The following is a 23,454-nucleotide window of genomic DNA, read 5'->3' as shown; positions in this document are numbered from 1 at the left end:
GATCACCCCAGGTGCCGCGGAGGCCGTTGCCCCACACGGAGAAGCTGCGGGCCAAACCCAGAATCGTATTTCCGAGCGGGACAGGGTGCAGACCTGTCGGCGCGAGCTGCTGGACCGCACCCTGATCTGGAACCAGCGACACCTGCTCCACGCGCTACGCGAGTTCGAAGACTTCTACGACTTCCACCGGCCCCATCAAGGCATCGCCAACGCCCGCCCGTTACGCCCCTTGCCGATGCCGATGCCGATGCCGATGCCGATGCCGATGCCGATCGGCGATCCGGAGCAGATCACCCACCTCGACATACGACGGCGCCAGCGACTCGGCGGCATCCTCCATGAGTATCGACATGCCGCCTGAACTGGGCGGATAAGCTTTTCGGCAGGCGCAGGGCTGACGGTGCCGAGGATTCTCCATGGCCGTTGAGTGCCGGAGTCGTACGACGAGACGGTGGGGAGACGGCTACCGTGCGACTGCCGCGCGATCGGGTGTGTTCGCACCCGGAGCGCAGGGAGCCCCGTCGGGGCAGGGTGACCAAATGGGTCCCCTGCCCCGACGGAGCTCGGTCGGCCGGGCGGCGGGTTACCGGCGCCCGGCCGAGGCCGGTGCCGTGTGCGGCGCTCCCCGGCTCAGCCGAAGTTCACGTCACTGCACCACATGTAGGCCTGGTCGAGGTGCGAGGCCTGCCAGATCACGAACAGGATGTGATGTCCGGTGTAGCCGGAGGTCTGGACGGGGAACGTGATGTCCTGCGCCGGGGCGAAGCGGCCGGTCTGCGTGATGAAGTCGAGGTTGCCCCAGCCCAGGGTCTGGGTCTTGGGGTTGAAGCCCTGCTTGCTCACGTAGACCTTGAAGTAGTCGGCACCGTGGGACGCCTGGTCGTACAGGTGGACCGAGAAGTTGTTGCCGACGGTGGTGGTCTTCCACTGCCCGGGCTTGTTCAGGCTGGCGTTCCTCGAGAGGTTGTTGCTGCAGAGCGTCCCGTCGGGGGTCCGCGCCTGGAACTGGCCACCGAGGCCGTCGCGGAGCGCGCTCATCCAGTTCCACATGGTGTCGGGGTTGGCCTGGAAGGCCTGCCAGCACATGGGGTCTTCGGTCTGCATGGCCGGGTTCGTGTGGTTGCTGCCCCACGTCTTCCAGCACTGGTACGCGCGGGTGGCGGGGCCGACGATGGTGCCGTGAGCCTGGGCGGGGGCCGACCAGGTCAGGGCGCCGACAACCACGGCGAACAGCATGACGAGCGCCTGGAGAGGCCGGCGGACGGACGACCGCGAACGCCCGGTTGACGAACTTTGTTTGCGCATGTGGGGGGAACTCCTTCCAGTTGCAAGGCTGTTATGGGAGCGCTCCCAACGGTAGGTCTTCGGAGTGAAATGTCAATGCAGCAAACAAAGTTGATTACAGAGGTGGACGGCGAGCAGGGAATCTGCCGTGAGCCGGGAGTCAGAACCGTTCCCGGGACCGGAACGCGAGGATGCGGCCTGGACTGGTGTGCGGGGCGATGTCAGGGAGGGGCGTTCGCGGCATGGCAACGGGGTCTGGTTCTGGCGTGAGGGCTGTCCAGTTCCACCACACGCGAGATCCCAGGTCCCGGTGGTGCGCTTCCGTACACCCGAGTCGACCTCGCGGGGCAAGTTGCCTGGTAGGAGCTGTGACTGTATGGCGCGTCGGGCGTGGAACGCGGCCGATGGCGCGCAGCGGGAACGTGCGTACTCCTCGGATCCGAACCGACGGCACTGGAGCATGGATGCCGTAGCGAGGGAAGCCGCCGGCAACGCAGACCAGTCTCGGCGCGCTCCAGCTCACCTGGGCCGCCGCCACGGCCCCAAGACGCTCGCGGACAGGTGCCGGAGCACTTCCCGGTGGACCGTCAGCCAGGCCATGGAGAAGAGGCCTGGCTGATCACGCCCGGGTCCGTTCCACGTTTGCTGACACGGCTGTTCCGGACAGGGCTGCCCCGCGGTGAGCGGGCGGCATGGGCTGCGGCTCGGCCGTCGCCAGTTCCCCGCTGATGACGGTTCCCCCGCCGAGCCCTCCGCCCTCACCCGCGTAACGGCCACCAGCTCGACGATCCGTCGGTAGTCCACCGCGAGCACCTCCACGGTCGCCGCCTCGTGCCAGTACGACACGACAGCCCCGCGCCAAGGGTCTCTTCGACCACCGTCGATGCCGCCCCGCGCACCCGCAGCGGGCACTCCCGCCACGTCCGGAGCGGCTAGGGCCTCGACGAGTTCCTCCCGGTCGATCACCCGACGCTCCAGCACCGCTTCCGCCTCGGCGAATCCGACCACGATTCGTTCCGTCTGGGGGCGAAGCTCCTCCGCCCGCACCCGGGCAGCCGCCTTCCGCTCCTCCGGCAATCCCAACCATCGACTGCGTCGGCCAACTCACCTTCACTGAGCCAGAATTGAGCTAGTGAACCCTGCCACGGCGACACCGGGAACATACCTGACGAAAAGGCCCAACCATCACATCCGGAGGGGTATCGGCTTATCGTGACGCCGCGTCAATTCGCGGTCTTGCAGATCCGGGCCAGCAGGGGAGACTGCCTTCACGACCGGGTCCGCCCGGTCCCCGGCAGCACCACCCCAAGCAGGCCGGTCCCCCGTCGCTCCACCGAGATGAGGTCTCATGAACCGAAACCGAGCCACCGTCAGCGCGGTCGCCGTGACCCTGTTCACCGCCGGCCTCGCCGTCGGCCCGGCAGCCGCCGCCACCGCCGCCGAGGCGAAGGCCCGCCTCGGAGCCGACTGGGCAACTCAGTCGATCGTCTTCACCGCCGCTGCAGGACAGCCCAACAACCTCAACATATTCTCCATGTACACCAGCGACGGGATCCGGCGGATCGGCTTCAGCGACGTGGTCCCGCTCGAACCGGGCGACCACTGTGCGTACTCCAGAGCCGAGGACACCACCTCCGTCGTCTGCGAACTGCCCGCCGACAGCCCCCGGCCCGACAGGATCGACGTCTTCCTCGGCGACGGCAACGACACGATCGCCGCCTTCACCCCCGGGATCGGTACCGTCAGCGGCGGCCCCGGCGACGACGAACTGCACGCCCACACCGCACGCACGGTGCTGGGCGACGCGGGGAACGACATGGTCATGGGCCCCGCAGCCCTGCACGGCGGCGACGGCATGGACCACCTGATGGGTGACAGCAGCAACCAGCAGATGTGGGGCGGCCGGGGCGACGACATGATCGAGGGCTACGGCGGTGACGACACCGTGCACGCCGGCCCCGGCGACGATCACGCCATGGGCGGGGACGGCCGCGACATCGTCCTCGGCGGCCCCGGCAACGACACACTGGACGGCGAAGACGGCGACGACCTCGTCTGTGGTGGCACCGGAAAGGACGCCCTCGAAGGCGGACCCGGCCGCGACATCGTCCTCCCGTAAGCGCGCCTTCATGCCCGACGGCCCTGGCCCGCGGCGCGAACAGCGTCGCGGCGCCGAGCCACCGCCGTCGGCGACCCGCCACCCGAGCCGCGTCAACCACGAACGCCGCAGACGGCAGGTCTCCGCGCGACACGAGGTGACCCGGCGGAACCGGACCGTCGAACCTGTCGGTCGGCGCGGGCGCGAGTCTCCACGCTGCTCGGCCTACCCGATCCTGTAGAGACCCGGCAGGTCGACCAGCAGGAGAGGCGCTGTCACGTTGGCTGACCGGGTGGAATGATCTTCGGGTTGATCACGCGGGGAAGGATCGTCCGTGGACCGTGCGTCGCCGTCGTACAAGGGGCATCGCTACCCGGTCGAGGTCATCTCCCACTGCGTGTGGCTGTACTTCCGCTTTCCGCTGTACTTCCGCTTTCCGCTGTCGTTCCGCGAGGTGGAGGAGCTGATGCTCCAGCGCGGCGTCATCGTCTCGTACGAGACCGTGCGCCGCTGGTGCGCCAAGTTCGGTCAGGCGTATGGGAACGGACTGCGCAGCCACCGGCCCCGGCCCGGGGACACATGGCATCTGGACTAGGTGTTCATCAAGGTCAACGGCGAGCCGAAGGCGTTGTCACGTTGTTGAGTTTGCAGACTCCTGACGATGTGTCGGGGCATGATGGGCGTGCGGTTGGGGTCTGTGTTCAGGTCGTGGCGGGCTGGCCGGCGGCGCCGGTGATCTGGTCCCAGATGGCGAACCGGATGGTCATCTCGGCTCGGTAGCCGTGGACGGTCATCAGGTGATGGCGGGGCCGGAAGCGAGGTGAGATCCCGCTGAACGCGGACAGGAACCGCTGCGCGGCGCCGACCGACCGGAAGCCCTTCATCGCCCGTTCCCGCTGCCGCGTGGGCTGGTGACTGTTCTCCGCCCGGTTGTTCAAGCCCTTGTGGGAACGATGCTCGACGGAGGGCACCACCTCGCGGTGGGCCGCACCGTAGGAGCGCAGCATGTCCGTGACGACCCAGGGCGTGAGGCAGGTCGAGTGCGGCAGGATGGACAACCAACGAGGCTCCCGCGCCGGTGGGTTGAGACGTAGAACACCTCCTCCAACGGCACGGGAGCCTTGTGCGTCGCGGGGACCGATCCCGTCACTCGATCAGTGGCCACGCTGAAAGAGCTCAATGATCGAGCCTCTGCACGCCTGGCTGAGTAACATCTGCGTCCGCCATCACCACCCACCACAGTGATGACCACCGAGGCAGTGCCGTCGACGGGCCGCGAGGGCCTACGCCATCTGCTGCGGGAGGACGCTCCGGGAGTCTCCGCACACAACGTCAACTCCCTCGCGGAGGTTCTTCATGGCGATGCTCCGCCCACTCGGACAGCAACCGGTTAAGCACCTTGCTGTGACACGACGGTGAGCCACGCGACCCAGCTGCCTGAATACGCCCTCATTACCCTCTGACCTGCGAAGATGACGCACCAAAAGGATCCAATGGGGTGGTGAGGGCAACGAGGAGGAAGGAGGGAGTCCCAGCGGCGGAGAAAGGGCAGCCCGCACCAATCTGCTAAACCGGTTACTTAACTTCCGCAGCGGCATGGACAACGCTGTCGTCATCCAGCACAGTCGGCACCACAACCGCCCAGGGTGCAGGCTCGGGCATGCCAGGACGCCGACGAGCGGACCGTCGGCGTGTGGTGCGCGCACCGGCCCGGCCTTGTGGTCAAGACCTCCCTCATTGTGAGACCCGGCCGCGTCCAAGGAGACAGTCATGCACAAGCCTGCCGTGAACCGCCGCTCGTTCGTCCTCCTTGGCGCCACAGCCGCCGTGGCGGGCGCAGGGACACCCATGGCCTCGGCAGCAACTCCCGCCGCGGCGCCGGCCGGCGCGCCGATGTCCGTCCGGATCGTCGATGACAAGGCGACGAGCGCCACGCGCGCGCTGTTCGCGTACCTGATGCGGCAGCAGGGCAACGGCATCCTCTTCGGCCACCAGCACGCCCTGTCCTACGGCTTCACCTTCACCACGCAGGACGGCAAGTCGTCCGACACCCAGGCGGCGGTGGGCGACCATCCCGCGCTGTTCGGCTGGGACACCCTCATCCTCGACGGTGACGAACGCCCCGGCGGAGAGGACGCGCCCGAGGCGGAGAACATCGCCGCGCTCAGCCGGTGCATCCGGCAGGCGGACGCGCTCGGCGGCATCAACACTCTCAGCGCGCACATGCCGAATTTCGTCACCGGCGACAACTTCTACGACACCTCCGGCCGTGTAGTCAGCCAGATCCTCCCCGGCGGCACGAAACACGCCCAGTACAACGCCTTCCTCGACCGCATCGCCAAGGCCGTCAAGGGCGCACGGCGGCCGGACGGCACGCTGATCCCGGTCATCTTCCGCCCGTTCCACGAGAACAACGGCGGCTGGTTCTGGTGGGGTGCCGGGCACACCACCTCGGCGGAGTACATCGAGATCTTCCGCTACACGGTCGAGTACCTCCGCGACACCAAGGGCGTCCGCAACCTGCTCTACTCGTACTCGCCCAACTCCAGCTTCGGCGGCGACCCCGCGGGCTACCTCAAGACCTACCCGGGCGACGGCTACGTCGACGTCCTCGGCTACGACGCCTACGACAACTCCGCCGGCTCGGACGCCTGGCTGCAGGGCCTGGCCCAGGACCTGGCGATGGTGGTCCGCCTGGCCGAGGGGAAGGGCAAGGTCCCCGCTTACACCGAGTTCGGCGAGAGCGGCGAGGAGGGCCGCAACCCGCAGTGGTTCACGAAACTGCTGGGCGCCATCAAGGACGACCCCGTGGCCCGCCGAGTGACGTACATGCAGACTTGGGCCAACTTCGGGGGCGACACGCGGCAGTACGTGCCGGTCCCGGGCCACGCGCTGCACGCGGACTTCGTCCAGTACGCCCAGGACCCCTACACCGTCTTCGCCGGTGATCTGCGAGGCGTGTACGCCGCGCGCACCCGCGCCGTCCGGAACGCCCCGTTCATGCACCTTGTGGCCCCTACGGACCGGCAGCGTCTGACGAGCGCCGAGAGCACCGTCCGGGTGCGGGTCACACAGGCGACGGCGAGCAGGGTCACCTACTCGGTGAACGGCGGACGCGACCAGCGGCTCCGCCTGGACGCGGACGGCTTCCACTCCGGCGACTGGTCGATCGACCCGGCCTGGCTGGACAACCGGTCGGTGACCCTCTCGGTGGACGCCCGGGTGAACGGCAGGACCCTCACCGACTCGGCCCTGGTCCTTCTCGGCGAGGTCACCCCCCTGCCCGCCGGATGGATCGACGACTTCGAGGGGTACGCGGGAGACGACGCCACCCTCAGCGAGGCCTACAGCCACATCAACGCCAACACCACGACCCTGTCGGCCGACCACAAGGCCTCGGGCTCGTACGGGCTGGCATACTCGTACGACTTCACCAGTGCCGGGTACACCGGCATCGGCAAGTCGGTCGACGCGGACTGGACCGCCTTCTCTTCGCTGGTGCTGTGGCTGCAGGGCGACGGTTCGGCGAACGGCGCGACACTCCAAATCGTTTCCAACGGCGCCTATTTCGAGTACAACATCCCGCTGTCCGACGCGACCGCCCGCGAGATCCGGGCCCCGTTCAGCGAGTTCAAGCCCGCCCCCTGGGACACCGCACACGCCGGGGAAGTGCTCGACGCCGCGCACCTCGCCAAGGTGACGACGTTCAACTTGTACCTCGGCCACGGCAGCGGCGCCCCAGTCACGGGTGTCGTGTACGTGGACGACATCAGGGCCGACTGACCGTTCCGTTCACGACGACCCCGGCGGCCAGGCCGTCGTGCATACCGATCAGAAACTCATGGGGGTTCTCGTCCAGGATGTAACGGACAGTGGGGCCGTCGAAGTAGCCCCAGCTGATGTTGGCGTCTGCGGAAGAAGCGGCGGGTCTCGGCGGCGAGTTCGGTCTGGTTCCGGGCCCGGTGCTGTCTGGGCCAAGCCGCGGCCGAACCGGTCACGGATCTTCGCCGCCACGCAGGACTTGCCGGACGCCGAGCTGCCTCGAACAACGACGAGCCGGGTGACTTCGCTTCCCACCATCACCCGGCCACGCTACCGGCCTGCAGACATACCGCGGGTCCGCTTCGACAAGGCCACGGCCACGGACCGTGCCATCGGGACCGGGGGACACAGGCGGTTCACGGGACGTCTCAATCCCCATCGGCACTCGGGCTGCTGAGCACTAGCCAGCCGCGTTCCACCAGCCGTTTCATGAGGCCGGCCGGTGACTGTGTGTGAAGGGTTTCATCCTGAGGACAACATCCGTTTTCTCACGCTCGCGAGGCTGCTCGAGTACGGCACGAAAGAAGCACCTCCCCAGGTTCAACAGGCCCTGTGTGAAAGGCTTCACGTGATACGACGCATGCTCGTCTGCTCCGTCACTCTGAGTGTCCTTGCTCTCGGCGCCCCTCTGGCCTGTCCGGTCTCCCCAGCCTCCCCTGCCGCGGTCGTGTCCCGCGTCGTGGTGTAGGGGATCAAGCGTTACGCGTTCCGGTACGTGGCCCCCGACGATCTCCGCAGAGGCCGTGGCCCACGGGGCGCCCTGCTGAGGCGCGTCGAGCACCCGCTCCGGCGGGTCCATCGCCTCATCCAGTCGAACCACCGTCGGCGTATGCCCCCTACCCGCCTCCGGCTCGTCCGCCAGCACTGCGGCCCTGTTCTCCCGAAGGCGCATCGAAGGGCTCTCGTCCTGGGGCCGTGTCACTCGGCGGCTGCGGTACGAGTGGCGCCACCTGTCGTCTCGGAGTGCGGCGGGCTACCCATGGCCAGCGGCTTCGCGGGCTCGTCGGAGGGCTGCGCCTGCTTCCGGGCCGCCTGCCACGTGCACCGACAGCCCCGGCAGGAACGGCAGCGTCGCCCAATGGGTGACGTGGTCCTCACTCGGTCCGCCCGGGGGGTAGCGGATGAAGCCGTCGGAGTCCACGAAACAGTCGTGGTAGTGGCTGTCGTCCTCGGACTGGTGCTGGAAGGTCATGGGGATGTACAGACCATGAAAAACCATGGGCCTGACCAGCCAGTAGTGTTCACCTGCGACGGAACGGTCATGGAAGTCGTGCGGGTAGGTGCCGAACGTCGCCGCCGCAACAGGCTCCCCGGGTTGAGGCAGCCTCTCGCGTGCGTCAACCCATTCCACATTCACCTGCATATTCGGCGTTCCTCCAGGGCGCTCGGTTCCTGACTGTCGCGTGTTGCCATTCCGCTCCGGCGCGTCGGGGAGAGACCCGATCACGCTCGTCTTCTGAGACGTCTCGACATCCGGCAGGGTTGCCTGTCCGCTTCCGACGCGCTGGGAGCGGGGGCGGGCCGTCCGGCTTCGGCGGCGGGGAGGGGAGCGCCGCCCACCGCGAAGACGCCCGGACGGGAGAACCTGGCCGGTCGGGCTGGAAGCCTGGCCAGTCGGACAGGAAGTCTGGCCGGTCGGCCGAGGCGGAGCCGGGAAACGCGGGGCTAGCGTTCCTTTTCGGCAGGTGACCCCACGGAGAGGGAGAGGCCCGATGGAGCAGCGCACGTCCGACCGCGACGCCGGCGTGACCACCGAGTTCGAGAGGGACGTCGTCAAGCTGTTGCTGGAGACCGTACGTACGGCGGCCAGGCAGGAACGCGACGACATCGGTACGGAAAGCTTGCTGAGCGCGCTCGTGTCGGGTGACTCGGCCGCGGGTTCCGCGATCGCCCCTGGAATGAGGGCCGCCGGCACGCTCGGCGGTTCGATCGGGTACCGGGGGACATCCGTGTGGGTCAGTGATGACGCGGGTGACGGCACAGCCGGAAGTCCGGACGACGAGCGGGAGATCGACGCCTGCTGGCGGGAGGTCCGGCAGGAGGAGGCCAAGAGGCTGCGCTGGAAGAACCGGAAGCGGAAGGAAGAGGAGCGGGCAAGCCTTGACCTTCCGCCGATGAGCGGTGCGTTGCGGGCCTGTCTGCGCAAGGCGCTGGAGGCCGCACGGGAGGAGGGCACCGTCTCCGTACGCGTACGTCACGTGGCGCGCGCACTGGTCGAGCTGCCCGATACGCGTGCCCGTGAGGCCCTGGTGGTGCAGAAGCTGGACGCCTCGGCTGCCTCGGCCGCGCTCGACGCCTTGCGGGGCACTGATGAAGCGCCGGAGCCCAGCCCGGTTCTGCTGCTGCGCAAGGCGGGGACCTTCGGGAAGAGCGGTAATCCGCTGACCCGGACGTTCATCGCCTGGGTATCCGGGGGCGGCGCCGGATTCGGCTCCGCGGTCGTGGGCGCGGTGCGCACGGAGGCACGACGGTCGGCGGTACGACGCGGGGTACCGGAGCTGGAACCCGTCGATGTGCTGCTGGGCATCCTGGCGCTGGACCGGTCGTTGACGGTCGCGGGGCGTGAGCTGCCCGAGAACCTGGCGGAAGCGAACCGGGGGGCGGAGTTCCTGCGCCGGTACGGCGTACGGCAGGATGCCGTCGCCCGGGTGCTGCTTCCCACCACCGGGATCGCGGAGGGTGAGCCTCCGGAGGTCGACGGCCCCGCCGACTTCGACCGGCGGCTCCTGCACGTCACCGAGTTCACCGCCTCCGCCAAGGGCTCGCCCACGGTCGGCACGACCCACCTGCTGGCCGCGCTGCTGGACAAGACCGGGACGGACGCGGAGTCCGTGGCGGAGATCGAGCGCGTGCTGACCGAGAGCGGCGCCGACGTCGCCGGGCTGCGAGCGGAGCCGGAGCTGCGGGTCCCGCGAGGAGCGGCACAAAGTGCCTGAGGCCGCGGCGGTTCGCCCACGCGTATGACCATAGCGGCCGCGTATGACCAGAGCGGCCGTGAAGAGCGGCACCCACACGGAGGAAACCATGAGCCCGGCAGTACGACCGTGGGGGCGGCTGCGCCGCGAGACCGCCGCGATCCGGGAGGCGGTGCGCGCCGCGCCCCGGCGGACGGTCGTCACCGAGTCCGCACTCACCGGTCTGGTCCTGCTGTGTTCACTGGCGCCGGTTCCGCTGGTGCCGCCGCCCCGCCCGGTGGCCTCGGCTCTCCTGGGGGTGTGGACGGCGCTGCTCGTGCCCGCGCGGCGGGTGTACCCGTCCCTCACGGTGCTGGGCTGCGTGCCGGTGGTCGCCGGGGACAACGTGTGGGCGATGGTGGCGGTGCCGTGCGTCGTATGGTCCGCCGTGCGCCGGATCACTCCCGCACGGCGCGCCTGGGGAGTGCTCGGGGCGAGCGGTGTCGGCGTCGCGCTCGTGTTGATCACCGTACAGTCCCTCGCCGGGCTCCCGGAGACGCCGTACCTGGCCGGCGGCCTCGGCCTGGGCGCGCTGTTCATCGTGCTGCCCGCGCTGTCCGGCCTGATGATGGGGCGCCGCCGCCCACTGACGCGGCTGCTGCGGGAACGCAACGCCTACCTCGAACACGCCCGCTTCCTCACCGACGAGGCGGCCCGCATGGAGGAACGGGCGCGCATCGCCGCCGAGATGCACGATCTGCTCGGCCACCGCATCAGCCTCCTCTCGGTGCACGCCGGAGCCCTCCAGCTCGCCACCGAACGACAGGCGCCCTCGCTGGCCTCCCGGGCCGAGCTTCTGCACACCACCGCCCGGACGGCCATGGAGGAGCTGCGCGGCATCCTCGGCGTCCTCCGTCACCAGCCCGGCGAGGACACCGGCGAGCGCGGGACCCGCGAGGATCTCGCAGCCCTGGTCGCGGGTTCCCGGAGCGCGGGGGTCGACGCCGAACTGCACTGGGAGGCGGCCGGGCCGACGGACGCGGACCCCCGCACCAGGCAGGCCGTCCACCGTGTCACCCGCGAAGGACTCACCAACGCGCTGAAGCACGCGTCCGGCGCGTCTGTGCGTGTGATGTTCCACGACGAAGGGGACACGGTGGTGATCGCCGTCATCAACGACGCCCCACCGGCGCCCCGTTCGCCCGGGGGCGGGAGCCGCAGCGGACTCGTCGGCCTACAGGAAAGGATCAGCCTGCTCGGTGGCACCCTCCACGCCGGACCGCGCCCGGAGGGCGGCTTCGTCCTTTCCGCCCGAATACCCGTACGGCCCGACTCGCCGCCCGTGTACGCCGCCCCGCCCCAGCCGGTGTCCGACGGGGCGGGCTCCCGGCCCCCGCTGCCCACGGATGTCCTCACGTGGCCCCGCCTCCTCGGCGGTGGCTGCGCGGCGCTCCTGGTACTGCTGCCGGTGACCGGCGGCACCATCGCCCTGCTGATCTTGGCGGTTCTACACTGAACCGATGATCCGAGTCCTGATCGCCGACGATGAAGCGCTCATGCGTGCCGGCATACGGCTGATCCTGGAGAACGCCGACGAGGTTCACATCGTGGCCGAGGCGCAGGACGCCCACGAGGCCGTCGAAGCCTGCCGTGCCCACCCCGTCGACGTCGCCCTCCTCGACATCCGGATGCCCGGTGACGGCATCGCCGCCCTCGCCGAGATCACCCGGCGCTCGCCCCGCACGCGGGTGGTGATGCTGACGGCTTTCGGCGAGGAAACGACCGTGGCCTCCGCCCTGCGCGCCGGAGCCCACGGCTATCTCCTCAAGGACACCGGTCCTCGCGACCTCATCGACGCCGTACGCCGCGCCGCCGCCGGAGAACCCGTCCTCGCCCCGCAGGTCACCCGCCAGCTGATCGAATTCCGGGCCCGGCCGGGCCACGGCAGCGACACCGCGGCACGCCGGATCGCGGACCTGACCCCGGCCGAACTGGACGTCCTCCGGCTGTTGGGCACCGGCCTCTCGAACGCCGGGATCGCCGCACAGCTCCACCTGAGCCCTGGCACGATCAAGGCCCACATCAGCAACATCCTCACCCGCACCGACTGCACCAACCGCGTCCAGGCGGCGGTGCTGGCGCAGGAGGCGGGGCTGCTCGACTGACGGCCGGCAGGCCGTGTAATCAGCGAAAGCAGTGAAACCGTGAAGATCGACATCGAGACGAGAGACCGGCCGGCCGCCATCGCCGCCGCCCGGGGCACGAACGTGCGCGCGCTGGTGGCGGAACTCGCCGTCCAGGAGGAGAACCGGCTGAAGCTGGGCCAGGCCACCGCCCCCTTCAGGGAGGCCGTCTCCCGGCCCGGGATCGCCGAGGCCTTCGACCGTGACTTCGGCGGCATCCCCCAGGCCGCCGGCCGCACAACATCCTGGGCACGCACCGCGTCATGTTCACCGTCGACGACATCGAGGACACCGTTGCCCGCCTGCGCCCCCACGGCGCCGAACTCGTCGGTGAGATCGCCCGGTTCGAGGACAGCTATCCGCTCTGCTGCATCCGCGGCCCGGAGGGCATCATCATCGGACTGGCCGAGCAACTGCGCTGAGAAGGAGGACCAGCGCCCGACCGCCGTCCTCTTCCGTGACGGCAGGCACCGGGCACCCGAGGGACCCGCCCGCTCATCCTCACCGCCGCCACGGTCCTCGGGGGTGCTCCTCGGGTTCGCGCCCCGGTCCGTCCTGTCTGCCGCCCGCGGTCAGCCCCGCACGTGCAGCCCGAAACCCGTACGGCCCGCAGGCTCCAGTCCCTCCTTCAAATGCAGCGAGGGGATCTCGTAGTCGCCGAAGTTCTGCCGCCGGAACGCGATCGGCTCGGTCGACTCCAGGGTGAGCAGGCGCCGCTCCCAGGCCTTGGCGACGTCCGGGTAGTCCTCGGCGGTCACCCGGTCGGCGCCGTACAGCACGAACGGCGGCAGCGCCTCGATGCCCGGGTAATAGAGGATGCCGTGGTGGATCGGGAACAGCAGATCGTCGATGGGACCGTTGATCCCGCGAGCGGCGTAGTGCGCCTCAGGGCCGCCGACGGTCACCGACAGCAGAGCCTTCCTGCCCGCGAGGGTGCCCTCGCCGAAGCGCTCGCCGTACTTGGTGTCGCTGTGCTCGCCGACGCCGTAGGCGAAGCGGTAGGTGAACACCCGGTCCACCCAGCCCTTGAGGATCGCGGGCATCGTGTACCACCACAGCGGGAACTGGAAGATGACCGTGTCGGCCCACAGCAGCTTCTCCTGCTCGGTGCGGACGTCCGGGGTGAGCGTCCCGGCGTCGAAGGCCCGGCCCGAGTCCCGGGCGACTTTCAGCGGACTCGAGGCATGGGGGCCGTAGTCCGCGGCGTCCACGACCGCCTTCCAGTTCATCGCGTACAGATCACTCACCCGCACCTCGTGCCCGGCGGTCCGCAAGGTGGACACCGCCAGGTCCTTCAGTGAGCTGTTGAGCGACTTCGGCTCCGGGTGGGCGTGGACGATCAGCGTCTTCACGGGAACTCCTTCGGATCGGATGCCTTCGATCCTGGGCGCCGCGGTGCCCGGCGTTCAGGGGCGCCTCTTCCGTCGGACGGGACTTCCTGGTAACGGCAAGACCACCTTCACGGGCAACACCGAGGCCATACTGGGGACATGGACGATCTGGCGGGCTTCCTGCGGACCCGGCGTTCCCGGGTCGACCCGGCAGCCGTCGGCATCCCCACCGACAGCCGCCGTCGGGTCGAAGGGCTGCGCCGCGAAGAGATCGCACACCTGTCCGGAGTCAGCGTCGACTACTACGTACGTCTGGAGCAGGGGCGCGCGACCCAGCCCTCCGAGCAGGTCCTCGACGCGCTCGCCCGTGTCCTCGGCCTCGACGAGATCGAACGCGGGCACCTCTCCCGGCTCGCCCGGCAGCGCCGCCGCCGCGCGAAGGCGCCGGGCGGGCGGGTGCGGCCGGAGTTGCTGCGCGTACTCGACCTGGTCGCCGACGCACCCGCGCTGATCATGAACCACCGCCTGGACGTGCTCGCCGGGAACCGTCTCGCCGGGCTCCTCTACGGCCGGCCGATGCCGGGCCTGAACACCGCCCGGCACCTCTTCCTCGAGGAGGCCGAGCGCGGCCTGTACCCGGAATGGGAGAACTGCACCCTCGACGCGGTCGGGCACCTGCGCCTGGCCGCCGGGAAATACCCCGAGGACCCCCGCCTGGCCTCGCTCATCGGCGAGCTGGCGATGGGCAGCGAGCGCTTCCGCCGCCTCTGGGCCCGGGCGGACGTGCGCGCCCGCACCCATGGCCGCAAGGCGTATCGGCACCCGCTGGTCGGACTGCTGGAACTGCACCAGGAGAACTTCGCACTGACAGACGAATCGAGCATGGAGCTGCTGGTGCTGTCCGCGGCCCCCGGCAGCCCCGCCGAGGACGGCCTGCGGCTGCTCACGGGCCTGGGCATGGACAGCGATGACGCGCATCCCACACTGAACGCTCAGGTTCGCGAGTAACTCGATGACGCCCACCCACCGTGGGAAGTTCGGGCAGGCCCACGCCGGCGCGCTGCGCCGCCGGCAGCCTCGGCCTGGGGACAGGTGGCATCTGGACGAAGTCTTCATCAAGATCAACGGTGAGCAGCGGTACCTGTGGCGGGCCGTCGACCAGGACGGCCACGTGCTGGACATCCTGGTGCGGAACCGCCGGGACAGGGGTGCGGCCAGGCGTTTCTTCCGCAGGCTGATGAAGAGGGCCGGTGCGGTGCCGCGGGTGGTGGTCACCGACAAGCTCCGCTCCTACGGTGCGGCCCACCGCGGCCTGACTCCAGGCCCGAAGCGCAAGCCCACCACGCCCCTGACGCACCGTCAGGCGCCCACTCACCCAACAACGCGACAGCGCCTATCGGGCGACAGCACTGCGGACCGTGTCAAGAACCCACGTCGACCGCGGCTGACTCGTAGCCCGTGATGTCGTCGGGCTTCACCAAGCCGTCTTCGATCGCCCGGGCCAGCATGTCCGCCTTTGTCGGTGCGGACCTGCCGACCTGCGCGTACTTGACTCTCGCCCGACGGATGTACACGTCCACGGTGTGAACGGACACCCCCATGCGCCGGGCGACCGAAGCCTTCGACATGGACTGGAACCACCACAGCAGAGCGGTACGTTCCTGCGAGGACAGCCTGGGCCTGTTCGAGCCGCGATCACCTACGAGAACCCCGGCGGCCGTCGGGGTGACGTACGGCCTGTCTCCCGCCGCCGCCAGCACCGTGTTCACCAGGTGCGCCCGTCCTTCGTTCTTCGCGACGAACTCGCATGCTCCGGCCTCCAGCGATTCGAGCACCACCCGCTGCTCGGTGAACTGCGAGAAGGCGATGACCCGTTGACCCGCCGCGGCCAGCGTGGCGATATCGCCGATGACGAGTCTGCCGTGCAGATTCAGATCGAGAATAAGAACATCGGCGACGCCGGGCGTCACATCGGCGGATTCGCCGGTGTATACCACCGAGATGCGCGGCTCCTCGGACAGCCAGGTCTGAATGCCTTCGATGACGACAGGGTGATCGTCGATGATGGCAACGGTCAGGGAGTCGGTCGTACCGGCCATCGGGTTTCCCACCACAACTGGTCCTCCTCCTGGTCGTACATGGAGGACACGGTGAGGGGACCCGGCGGTTCCACGAGCGTCTCCGGCGGGGCGTCGGCCACCACACTCACCACAACCTCCTCGGGAGTCGTCACGACGGTCACCCGCGCTTGGGTGGTGGCGGTGGCCAGGACCAACAGGGCCCTCTCCGCCAGCTCTCGGCGGGCAGACGACGGCAGTTCGGGCAAGTCACCGTAGCTCAGCAGGGTCACGCGTACACCACGCCGCTCAGCGACATCGGCGCAGGCCCGCAGTTCATGCAGGAGCGGGTGCGGGGTGTCGTCCGTCTCCATGAACAGCCTTCGCAGCCGTGCCGCCTCCACGGCGGCGCGCCGGCGTACGACAGGGTCCTCCGGGTCCAGTTGATGTCCTGCCAGACCACGCAGCAGCGGTTCCACTCTGCTGCCCAGGTACTCGTAGCGGCGTTGGCGCTCGGCGTGCACGGTCTCGTCGGCGGTGGCACGGGCGAGGTGCTCCGCCTGTCCCGCAGCGATCTCGGTGGCTTCCCGCGCACCGTCGTTGAGCTGCCGTGCCAGGTACGCGAAGGTCAACTGGATACCGGCAGTGGTGTAAACCGCGGCCAGCAGACGAGAGACGGTGACATGGCCGAGCGCGCCGTCGGCGGCCAGGAAGCCCGCCGTGACAGCCGTGTTGGCGCCGAGCAGGGTGATCAGTTCCCACAGCGGACGCTGCATCAGAAGCAGCACGCCGAACCAACCCACGGTGTTCCACGCCCAGCTCACGTCGCCGATCGCCCCACCCGGCGGGTATGTGGCGGTTGCGACGATGCCGGTGACCAGCGCCGCCCCCGCAAGCATCCGCGCGGTGTGCGTGCTGAGCGCGGAACGCAGCAGCAGGATGGAACCGGCCGCCTGGATGACCGTGAGGGCCAGCCAGGCGCCCGCGGCCACGGCCCGCGGCTCGTACACCGACCAGCCCTTGAGCACCAGCAGGGTATCCAAACCCAGGTGCCAGACGCCGACGATCGCCACCAGCCCGATATTGACAGCCTGGGCAAAGCGGGTGGCGACCACGCCCTCGACGACGCTCATGGTTCCCACCTCAGCACGACCCGGGTGCCGGCGCCGGGAGACGATACCGCTCGGGCGCTGCCGCCCACGGCACTCATCCGGCCGTAAACCGATTCCCGCAGGCCGCGCCGGTGGGAGGGAACAGCCACAGGGTCGAACCCGCCTCCCCTGTCGCAGACTTCGACGGCGACGCCCTGCCCGACGCGTCGGGCCGAGACTCGGGCAGCGCGGGTGTTCGCGTGCTGGGCCACGTTGGTCAGGGTTTCGGCGACCGCTTGCGAGAGGGCTACCACGACCTCGTGGGGCAGGTCCAGCGGCGGCACGTCGAACTCGATGTCCAGTGAGGGGAGGCCGACGCGGCGCGTCAGTACGACGGTGCGCAGCGCGACATCCAGCGGTGCTGGGACCTGCGCCACATCGCGTGCGATGTGGGGGTGGGCCCGCAGGTCCGCAATGACGGCCAGGTCGGCTGCGGCCCGTTCCGGCAGCGCGGCAGAGTCACGGGTGATGCTGCCGGTACCCACCATGGTGAGCGTGGCAAGCACGGTGTCGTGCAACAGCCGCTGCTGGTCCAGCTCGTCGGTGCGGGCGGCGGACCGGGCCCGCGCCGACGCACGCGCCGACGCCTCCTCGGCCAGCGCGAGATCCGCCCTACGCGCTCCATGCCGCAGCAGGACCATGACAGCGGCGGCGAGCAGCCCCTGGAGCACCAGGACGACGGAGGCCTCTCGTATGCCGCCGCCCACCGCGTGGGCCGCCGCGATGGCGATCGCCGCGGTCATCGCCAGGGGCTGACGCAGCATGAACTGTGCGATGAAGACACCGGTGCTGGCGACCATGTCGATCCATCCGGAGCCCGCACTCGCTTCCAGGACCTCGGCCGGGACAAGATTGCCCTGCGCCAGGCAGAGCACGAGAACGACGGCGACATCACCGGCGTAGAGCCAGGGACGAGGTTCTGGCCTGAGTGTCAGAACGGTGAACAGGCCGCTCCACAGAAGCAGTCCGACGACCGCGACGGCCACCCAGACGGAGCGGGCGGGCGGTGCGAAGCCGACCACGGCGACCAGGGCTGCTCCGACGGCAGTGGCTGCCCTCAGGACAGCGGCCAGGCGCGCGGACCTACGCCGAAGCTGGAGTTGGGCGGGCCCCCGCGTCACGCCGCCTCCATCAAGGGAATTCCCACCTCTGCTGAGCAGATCGAGGGATCTGGCCGCATTCCTCACAGTGTGCCCCCCGCATGTCGATGGGACCCGCTTCCCAACCTAAACGAACGCGAGTGGGACCGGCAGGGTGCGGGTGACATCTCCCCGCCACTGTTACGGGGCAAATGAACCTGCTTCCAGGCAAAAGACTCACATGGGTACAGGAGCGCCGGCGTTGTCACGTGTTCGCGTGACATGCCCGTCTTCAGTCCGCCACGTAATCTTCGGTACCGGGCCACCGGGGGCAGAGGGGGATCCCGGGTGCGATTCGAGGTTCGGCAGAAAACCTGAGAACCGGCCCGCCCTCGTGATCGAAGGCCCGATCCCTACGAGTTCCACCTGAGTACCTGGAAGGTAGGCTCATGCAACGATCTCGAAGATCAACCGCGTTGTTCATCAGCACACTTCTCGCCGTAGCGATTACCTTGGCGGTAGCTGCCCCGGCAAGCGCCGCGGACGCGCCGAGTCGGTCCAACTCCAAAAACAACGTGGTGTTCTTTGTCCACGGATTCGACCCAAGTGGCGCGGCGGATACGGACTGTTCCAGCTACTGGTCGAGCGCGCGTACGCACTTCAAGAACAAAGACTGGACCGGCGGCCTGGTCACGTTCGGCTACTACTCTGAGGGAAAGAACTGCACCTACAAGTACAACGGTACACGTGGAACGTCCATCACGACGGTAGCCAAGGCACTCGCCAACCGTATCTACAACAACTACTCCCGTCACGGCAGGAAGGTCGACGTGGTTGCCCATTCCATGGGTGGCCTCGTGATCCGCTCCGCGCTGTACAACGTCAGGAACGGCGCCTCGGGCTTTCCGCCGTACCTCTACATTGAGGACGTTGTCACGCTCGGCACTCCGCACAATGGGGCGAACGGGCTACAGCTCCTCGGGTGCAAGGCAGCCTTCCGCGGGCAGAAACAGTGTTCGCAAATGACTCCGGGCAGTGTCTTCCTCGAAAGACTTCCGGAGAAGCCGTCGATCTCGCGCATGGGAACGGACTGGACGGTAGTCTCGTCTTACGACGATGCCACGGTTTCGGAGAATTCTGGAGTCGGGGTCGACGCGAAGCACAAACTCCAGTACAACGCCAACGGCGCAAGGTCGATCGACCACACGGAACTGAAGAGCCTCCGAAGCGGCACTTATCTCGGTCGAACTAAGACCGGTAGTGGTACGTGGAGCGGCTGGGCCGACCGGGGTGCACCGCTTGAGCGGGCACGTCAGGCCGTTTACTGGCACTCCAGCAGGTAGTTTTCTCACCGCGGAGAGGGCGGCCGTGTTGATAACGGGCCGCCCTCTCCGCGGTTTCTGTCGCGTTGGATGCGGACGGCAATGTCCGGGCCCGCCGGCAGGGCCGCGACCTTCCAGTGGCCGCGGATCAAGCTCGCGAGCTTGGCGGGTGTGGCTTGTTCGGCAGTGAGGTTGGTGACCGCGTAGACGGTCTTGACGCTGATCTTGCTGGTCTTGCGGTCCACTCGGCGACGCTTGAGCTGGACGGCTTGGCGGGCCCCGGGGAAGAGCAGATTGCTCACCGTGCGCACCTTGACCCGGCGGCTCTCGCCCCGGCCGTGCCAGGTGTTGTGGGTGCGTGACGGCAACGGAATCTGCTGCCAGGGATCGGCATCCACCAGGCCGTCCAAGATGTCAGGCACTCGCTGGGTGGCTTCCTCCAGCGCTGCATGTACTGCTTCGAGGACCAACTCCAGGCGGGCGAGGTCCCGCGCGGCGGCTGGAACCTGGGTGGAGTCGGTGCGCTGCTTCCCGCGTTCGACGACCATGCCGGTGTCGCGCATCCGTTCCAGCGACAGGGAGGGCGCTGTCGCGTTGTTGGGGGGGGTGAATGTCTGACGGTGTGTCAGGGGCGTGGTGGGCTTGCGTTTCGGGCCTGGAGTCAGGCCGCGGTGGGCCGGCCGACAGCGCCGGTGATCTGGTCCCAGACGGCGAAGCGGACGGTCCTCTCGGCTCGGTGGTCGTGTGCGGGCATCAGATGGCGACGGGGCCGGAAGTGGGGTGCGATGCCGCTGAAGGGGACGGGAACCGCTGGGCCCCGCGCCGGTACCGTGGAAGCCCTTCATCGCGCGTTCGCGCTGGCGGGTGGGCCGGTGGCTGTTCTCCGCCCGGTTGTTCAGACCCTTGTGCGAGCGATGTTCCACCGAGGGCATGACCTCACGGTGGGCCGCACCGTGGGAGCGGAACCTGTCGGTGGCCACCACCCGCGGCACCGCACCGGTCCTCTTCATCAGCCTGCGGAAGAAACGCTTGGCCGCACCCCTGTCCCGGCGGCGCAGCGAGTCGGCGTAGGCGGCCTGCCCGAACTTCCCGCACCACCGCCGCACCGTCTCATAGGAGACCGTCACGCCACGCTCGAGCATCAGTTCCTCGACCTCGCGGAACGACAGCGGGAAGCGGTGGTGCAACCACACGCAGTGGGAGATGACCTCGACCGGTTACTGGTGCCCCTTGTACGACGTCGACGTACTTCCCACGGATGGCCCTCTCCACCATGATCAACCCGAAGATCATTCCACCCGGTCAGTCAACGTGACAATGCCCGCGAAAGGCCTGCGGGACGTTCACCCACACCCATTTCGGGGCGGCGCGGACCTTGGTGAGCACGCGCCAGTTCTTCAGGTGCGCGAACCCGTGCTCGACCGGCGCCCGGACGGCGGCCAGCGCCTTGGTGGACGGCTTCTGGCCACGGATGAGCGGCCGGTTGCGGGCGGCCTTGTAGCCGGTGATCACTACCGGGTCGGCGTCCGGGCCGCTGTCGTCGAGGGCGACGAAGCCCAGGTCGGCGATCGCGCCGACGCCGACCGCGCGAAGACGGCCGGTGAGCTGGTCGTGGCGGCAGGCCGTGATCTCCGACTTTGGCGGGGCGCCCTCGGCCCGTCCTTGGGGTCTCCACCCGGCCCCTTGACACGCCTTCGCCCTTTGCACCGCCAGCGTTCCAGCCAGAACCCGTGCCACCGTTCTCTGGCAGGCACCCGAGGGAACGACTACGAAGCGGCGCTAATCTGGAGCGAACGGCTCCTCGCCTTGGCGGCGGCGCTTCTCACGCGGTACGACGACAGGACAGCACCCTCGCGAAGGGACTCACGATGACCCCCGGAAGACTGGGCGTGCTGCTCGTCACCCCGCTGATGCTGACAGCCGGGTTCGGTGCATCGTTCACCGGGACGGTCGTGTTGATCGCCGGGCTGGTCACCACGGGTGATGGACCTCCGACGTGTGACGGCAAGGTCATGCGCCCTGGAGACCAATGCGTAATCACCGTCAATGAGCAGCGTTCATCGGCCGGATACGAAGAAATGACACGGCGCAACGAGAGTACGCAGCGGGACTCATTGATCATTGGGGGTTCCTGCCTCGGCGGCGGCGTGGTGCTGTTGCTCGGAGGCTGGGGGCTGATGCGCCGGATGAGCGCGGATCACTGAGCCCTTTCAGGGCGGCCACTGATCGGGCGACGGGCTGGCGTCCCGCAACGGACGAGGCCCCCGTGCCGTTGAGAGAGGTGTTCGACGTCTCAACTCATCAGCACAGGAGCCTCGTTGGTTCCCTGTCCTGCCGTACTCGACCTGCCTCGCGCGCTGGTCGAGTGGGTCACCATGCTCATCGTCACCCGTGAGGGTGACCGCCGCTGCAAGCTCCCGCCTCACCAGCGTGGTCTCGTCGCCCTGGTCTGCCTGCGCCGGCACGACCCGCCGGCGCAGATCGCCGCCGGGTTCGGGATATCCGTCGGCACCGCCCACGCCTACGTCACCGCCGTCGTCGACCACCTGTCCCGGCGGGCGCCCGGCCTGCTGCGCATCCTGCGGGAGACCGACCCCGACCACGTCCTGCTCGACGGAACACCCGCCGGGTGCGACCGGGTGGGCGACAGCCGGGCCGACTTCTCCCACAAGCACCGCCGACACGGCGTGAACGTGCAGGTCGTGGCCGATCCCGCGGGCAAGCTGCTGTGGATCTCGCCCGCCTTGCCCGGCCTCACCCACGACCTCATCGCCGCCCGCACCCACCGCGTCATCCGGATCTGTGAACGCCAAGGCGTGCCCGTCCTCGCCGACCGCGCCTGCATCGGAGCCGGCCCCTGGGTGACCACGCCGGTCGGACGCCCACCTCTCGGAGAGTTCACTCCCGCACAGCGGACGGTCAACCGAGCTCTGTCAGCAGCGCGGGCACCGGTCGAACGAGGTGTCGCAAGGCTGAAGTCCTGGCGGATCTTCCGCCGAGCCCGATGCGGCCCGAACCGCCTCTCGTCAATCGCTGCCGCCGTCCTCACCCTGGAGCGTCAGCGCTGAAAAAGCTCACTGGACTCGATGCCCTTGCGGGCGATGCGCACGCCGATGCGCTTGCCACGGAGCCATCCGCGCAGGTCAGCGCGGTCTTAGGCTTTATCCGCGTGCAGGCGCTGGGGCTTGAAGTAGCGGCCGTTGTGGGGGTCGTGTCTCGTGTGGTGACCCTCCACCATCGGCTTCAGCCCTTCGCTGTCGTGGGTGTTGGCGGCCGAGATGCCGACGAGGAGGGGCAGTCCGTTCGCGTCCGACAGGACGTCCAGATCGTCGATGCTGTCCGCGCCCACGACCATGCCGCCCACGATGCTGGTGACCTTGGCGTCCGCCGCCGCACCCGCGCCGTTCTTCGCCCCGGTCAGCTTCGCCTTCCCCGCGATCAGCCGCGACAGCCCGCACCGCTCGGCCAGCCGCATCACCGGGACCAGCCCGGCATGCGCGATCAGATTCGCGTCATCGAACGCAGCGGAGACAGCCGCCGGAGTGTGGCAAACTTTCATTTACGAGGTGCCTTGCCGAGTGTGCGTGATGGTTGTGTGGGAACTCCCATCTTCGCAGGTCAGCAGGCACCTCTCTTCGATTCTTTATCCACAGGACACGAGCTGACCGGTAGCCCCCGGCTCGTGCCTGCACCGTGGCGACCGGTGACACGGGAGCGGTGGAGCGGCTGCTGCGGCAGCAGTTGGCGTACACGCCGCCGACATGACGGAGAGTCCGTGCCCCGGGCTCGTCGGGGGCACGGACGCACTGGCTACGCCCGCACGATGCGCTCCACCAACTCCGGGACCCATTCCACGTACTCGACCTCTGCGCCACCGTGATGGCGCGCGTACAGGAACCGACCGGTGACGCTGGCGCTTTCCGGTGTGGTGATCTCGGCGTCGGCGGTCGCGAGCGTCTTGATCAGGGTATCGAGGTCGTCGACGATCACGGTGGCGCTGGCGTGGGAATAGCGGGCACGCTCCGCAGGCGGCCCTGCGATGACGAGGAAGTCACCGATCGCTGCGAGTTCGATGGAGTCGAAGGCGAAGCGGAGATCGGGCTCTGCGCCGGTCAGTTCACGCAGCAATGCCAGCGACCTGTCCAACTCGTCGGTCCACAGGCGGGCGTACGTCTTGAGAATGGTCATGGCGTGTCCTCACGGTAACTTGTGAATACCTGGGAACCGTAGGAG

Annotated in this window: 19 protein-coding genes and 7 pseudogenes; 13 read left to right on the top strand and 13 right to left on the bottom strand. The window is 68.7% G+C overall.

Annotated features, from left to right (window positions below; genetic code table 11):
• Positions 1–85 precede the first annotated feature (85 nt).
• Complete coding sequence (locus KUM38_RS22525; protein ID WP_308409017.1) at positions 86–361, top strand: integrase; 276 nt, start codon at positions 86–88, stop codon at positions 359–361.
• Between the two features lie 269 nt (positions 362–630).
• Here the strand turns inward: KUM38_RS22525 and KUM38_RS22520 are convergent, their stop codons facing one another.
• Positions 631–1,236: a lytic polysaccharide monooxygenase gene (locus tag KUM38_RS22520; RefSeq protein WP_217131223.1), complete on the bottom strand. Its 606-nt coding sequence runs from the start codon at positions 1,234–1,236 to the stop codon at positions 631–633.
• Between the two features lie 1,396 nt (positions 1,237–2,632).
• Between KUM38_RS22520 and KUM38_RS42970 the strand changes: the two genes are divergently transcribed.
• Complete coding sequence (locus tag KUM38_RS42970) at positions 2,633–3,403, top strand: calcium-binding protein (RefSeq protein WP_217131222.1); 771 nt, start codon at positions 2,633–2,635, stop codon at positions 3,401–3,403.
• Between the two features lie 313 nt (positions 3,404–3,716).
• Positions 3,717–3,974, top strand: a pseudogene (locus tag KUM38_RS43330) (IS6 family transposase); the annotation flags it as partial.
• 109 nt (positions 3,975–4,083) lie between these two features.
• On the opposite strand, the pseudogene KUM38_RS22505 reads toward KUM38_RS43330, so the two are convergent.
• A pseudogene (locus tag KUM38_RS22505) lies at positions 4,084–4,413 on the bottom strand (DDE-type integrase/transposase/recombinase); the annotation flags it as partial.
• A 739-nt stretch (positions 4,414–5,152) separates the two neighbouring features.
• Here KUM38_RS22505 and KUM38_RS22500 point away from each other — a divergent pair.
• Positions 5,153–7,165 carry a glycosyl hydrolase gene (locus KUM38_RS22500; protein ID WP_217131221.1) on the top strand — a complete coding sequence of 671 codons (2,013 nt, stop codon included), beginning with the start codon at positions 5,153–5,155 and terminating at the stop codon, positions 7,163–7,165.
• A 189-nt stretch (positions 7,166–7,354) separates the two neighbouring features.
• Here the strand turns inward: KUM38_RS22500 and KUM38_RS42050 are convergent.
• A pseudogene (locus KUM38_RS42050) lies at positions 7,355–7,462 on the bottom strand (kinase); the annotation flags it as partial.
• A 715-nt stretch (positions 7,463–8,177) separates the two neighbouring features.
• The gene (locus KUM38_RS22495) at positions 8,178–8,567 is read right to left on the bottom strand and encodes an AQJ64_40280 family protein (protein WP_217131220.1); all 390 of its coding nucleotides are present in this window, start codon (positions 8,565–8,567) and stop codon (positions 8,178–8,180) included.
• A gap of 349 nt (positions 8,568–8,916) precedes the next feature.
• On the opposite strand from KUM38_RS22495, the gene KUM38_RS22490 reads away from it, so the two are divergent.
• The 4 genes and pseudogenes from KUM38_RS22490 to KUM38_RS22475 all read left to right on the top strand — a co-directional run.
• Positions 8,917–10,140 (top strand): Clp protease N-terminal domain-containing protein, encoded by a 1,224-nt coding sequence (locus KUM38_RS22490; RefSeq protein ID WP_217131219.1) that lies wholly within the window; start codon positions 8,917–8,919, stop codon positions 10,138–10,140.
• Positions 10,141–10,228: 88 nt separating this feature from the next.
• Positions 10,229–11,614, top strand: a complete 1,386-nt coding sequence (locus KUM38_RS22485) for a sensor histidine kinase (protein WP_254397588.1) — start codon at positions 10,229–10,231, stop codon at positions 11,612–11,614.
• Between the two features lie 4 nt (positions 11,615–11,618).
• Positions 11,619–12,263 carry a response regulator transcription factor gene (locus tag KUM38_RS22480; protein ID WP_217131217.1) on the top strand — a complete coding sequence of 215 codons (645 nt, stop codon included), beginning with the start codon at positions 11,619–11,621 and terminating at the stop codon, positions 12,261–12,263.
• Positions 12,264–12,502: 239 nt separating this feature from the next.
• Positions 12,503–12,703, top strand: a pseudogene (locus KUM38_RS22475) (VOC family protein); the annotation flags it as partial.
• A 150-nt stretch (positions 12,704–12,853) separates the two neighbouring features.
• On the opposite strand, the gene KUM38_RS22470 reads toward KUM38_RS22475, so the two are convergent.
• A complete protein-coding gene (locus KUM38_RS22470; protein WP_217131216.1) occupies positions 12,854–13,633 on the bottom strand; it encodes an NAD(P)H-dependent oxidoreductase in 780 nt (259 codons plus the stop codon).
• 138 nt (positions 13,634–13,771) lie between these two features.
• On the opposite strand from KUM38_RS22470, the gene KUM38_RS22465 reads away from it, so the two are divergent.
• A complete protein-coding gene (locus KUM38_RS22465; protein ID WP_217131215.1) occupies positions 13,772–14,620 on the top strand; it encodes a helix-turn-helix transcriptional regulator in 849 nt (282 codons plus the stop codon).
• Positions 14,621–14,645: 25 nt separating this feature from the next.
• Positions 14,646–15,005 (top strand): annotated as a pseudogene (locus tag KUM38_RS22460) (DDE-type integrase/transposase/recombinase); the annotation flags it as partial.
• Between the two features lie 28 nt (positions 15,006–15,033).
• Here the strand turns inward: KUM38_RS22460 and KUM38_RS22455 are convergent.
• The 3 genes from KUM38_RS22455 to KUM38_RS22445 are packed head-to-tail and all read right to left on the bottom strand — an operon-like array spanning position 15,034 to position 17,806.
• Positions 15,034–15,711 (bottom strand): response regulator, encoded by a 678-nt coding sequence (locus KUM38_RS22455; RefSeq protein ID WP_217131214.1) that lies wholly within the window; start codon positions 15,709–15,711, stop codon positions 15,034–15,036.
• Complete coding sequence (locus KUM38_RS22450; RefSeq protein WP_217131213.1) at positions 15,687–16,802, bottom strand: hypothetical protein; 1,116 nt, start codon at positions 16,800–16,802, stop codon at positions 15,687–15,689. The genes KUM38_RS22455 and KUM38_RS22450 overlap by 25 nt, the downstream gene beginning before the upstream one ends.
• A complete protein-coding gene (locus KUM38_RS22445) occupies positions 16,799–17,806 on the bottom strand; it encodes a sensor histidine kinase (protein ID WP_217131212.1) in 1,008 nt (335 codons plus the stop codon). The genes KUM38_RS22450 and KUM38_RS22445 overlap by 4 nt, the downstream gene beginning before the upstream one ends.
• Positions 17,807–18,375: 569 nt before the next feature.
• On the opposite strand from KUM38_RS22445, the gene KUM38_RS22440 reads away from it, so the two are divergent.
• Positions 18,376–19,242 carry a triacylglycerol lipase gene (locus KUM38_RS22440; RefSeq protein ID WP_254397587.1) on the top strand — a complete coding sequence of 289 codons (867 nt, stop codon included), beginning with the start codon at positions 18,376–18,378 and terminating at the stop codon, positions 19,240–19,242.
• Positions 19,243–19,247: 5 nt separating this feature from the next.
• On the opposite strand, the gene KUM38_RS22435 is transcribed toward KUM38_RS22440, so the two are convergent.
• The 3 genes and pseudogenes from KUM38_RS22435 to KUM38_RS22425 form a co-directional block, all read right to left on the bottom strand.
• A complete protein-coding gene (locus KUM38_RS22435; protein WP_217131210.1) occupies positions 19,248–19,784 on the bottom strand; it encodes a hypothetical protein in 537 nt (178 codons plus the stop codon).
• Between the two features lie 98 nt (positions 19,785–19,882).
• Positions 19,883–20,426 (bottom strand): annotated as a pseudogene (locus KUM38_RS22430) (transposase).
• 97 nt (positions 20,427–20,523) lie between these two features.
• Positions 20,524–20,928 carry a hypothetical protein gene (locus KUM38_RS22425; protein WP_254397586.1) on the bottom strand — a complete coding sequence of 135 codons (405 nt, stop codon included), beginning with the start codon at positions 20,926–20,928 and terminating at the stop codon, positions 20,524–20,526.
• A gap of 182 nt (positions 20,929–21,110) precedes the next feature.
• Here KUM38_RS22425 and KUM38_RS22420 point away from each other — a divergent pair, with 182 nt between their 5' ends.
• On the top strand, positions 21,111–21,425 hold the full coding sequence (locus KUM38_RS22420; RefSeq protein ID WP_217131209.1) for a hypothetical protein: 315 nt from the start codon (positions 21,111–21,113) through the stop codon (positions 21,423–21,425).
• Positions 21,426–21,539: 114 nt separating this feature from the next.
• Positions 21,540–22,289: a transposase family protein gene (locus tag KUM38_RS22415; RefSeq protein WP_217131208.1), complete on the top strand. Its 750-nt coding sequence runs from the start codon at positions 21,540–21,542 to the stop codon at positions 22,287–22,289.
• Here KUM38_RS22415 and KUM38_RS22410 read toward each other — a convergent pair.
• Positions 22,283–22,540, bottom strand: a pseudogene (locus KUM38_RS22410) (transposase); the annotation flags it as partial. The gene KUM38_RS22415 and the pseudogene KUM38_RS22410 overlap by 7 nt on opposite strands.
• A 491-nt stretch (positions 22,541–23,031) precedes the next feature.
• Entirely contained in the window at positions 23,032–23,409 is a 378-nt protein-coding gene (locus KUM38_RS22405) for a VOC family protein (RefSeq protein ID WP_217131207.1), read from the bottom strand.
• Between the last annotated feature and the right edge of the window lie 45 nt (positions 23,410–23,454).

The sequence above is a fragment of the Streptomyces sp. AC558_RSS880 genome (assembly GCF_019049255.1).
GTDB lineage: Bacteria > Actinomycetota > Actinomycetes > Streptomycetales > Streptomycetaceae > Streptomyces.
The sequence above is the reverse complement of the archived record's forward strand: the minus strand, read 5'-3'. Positions and strand labels throughout refer to the sequence as shown.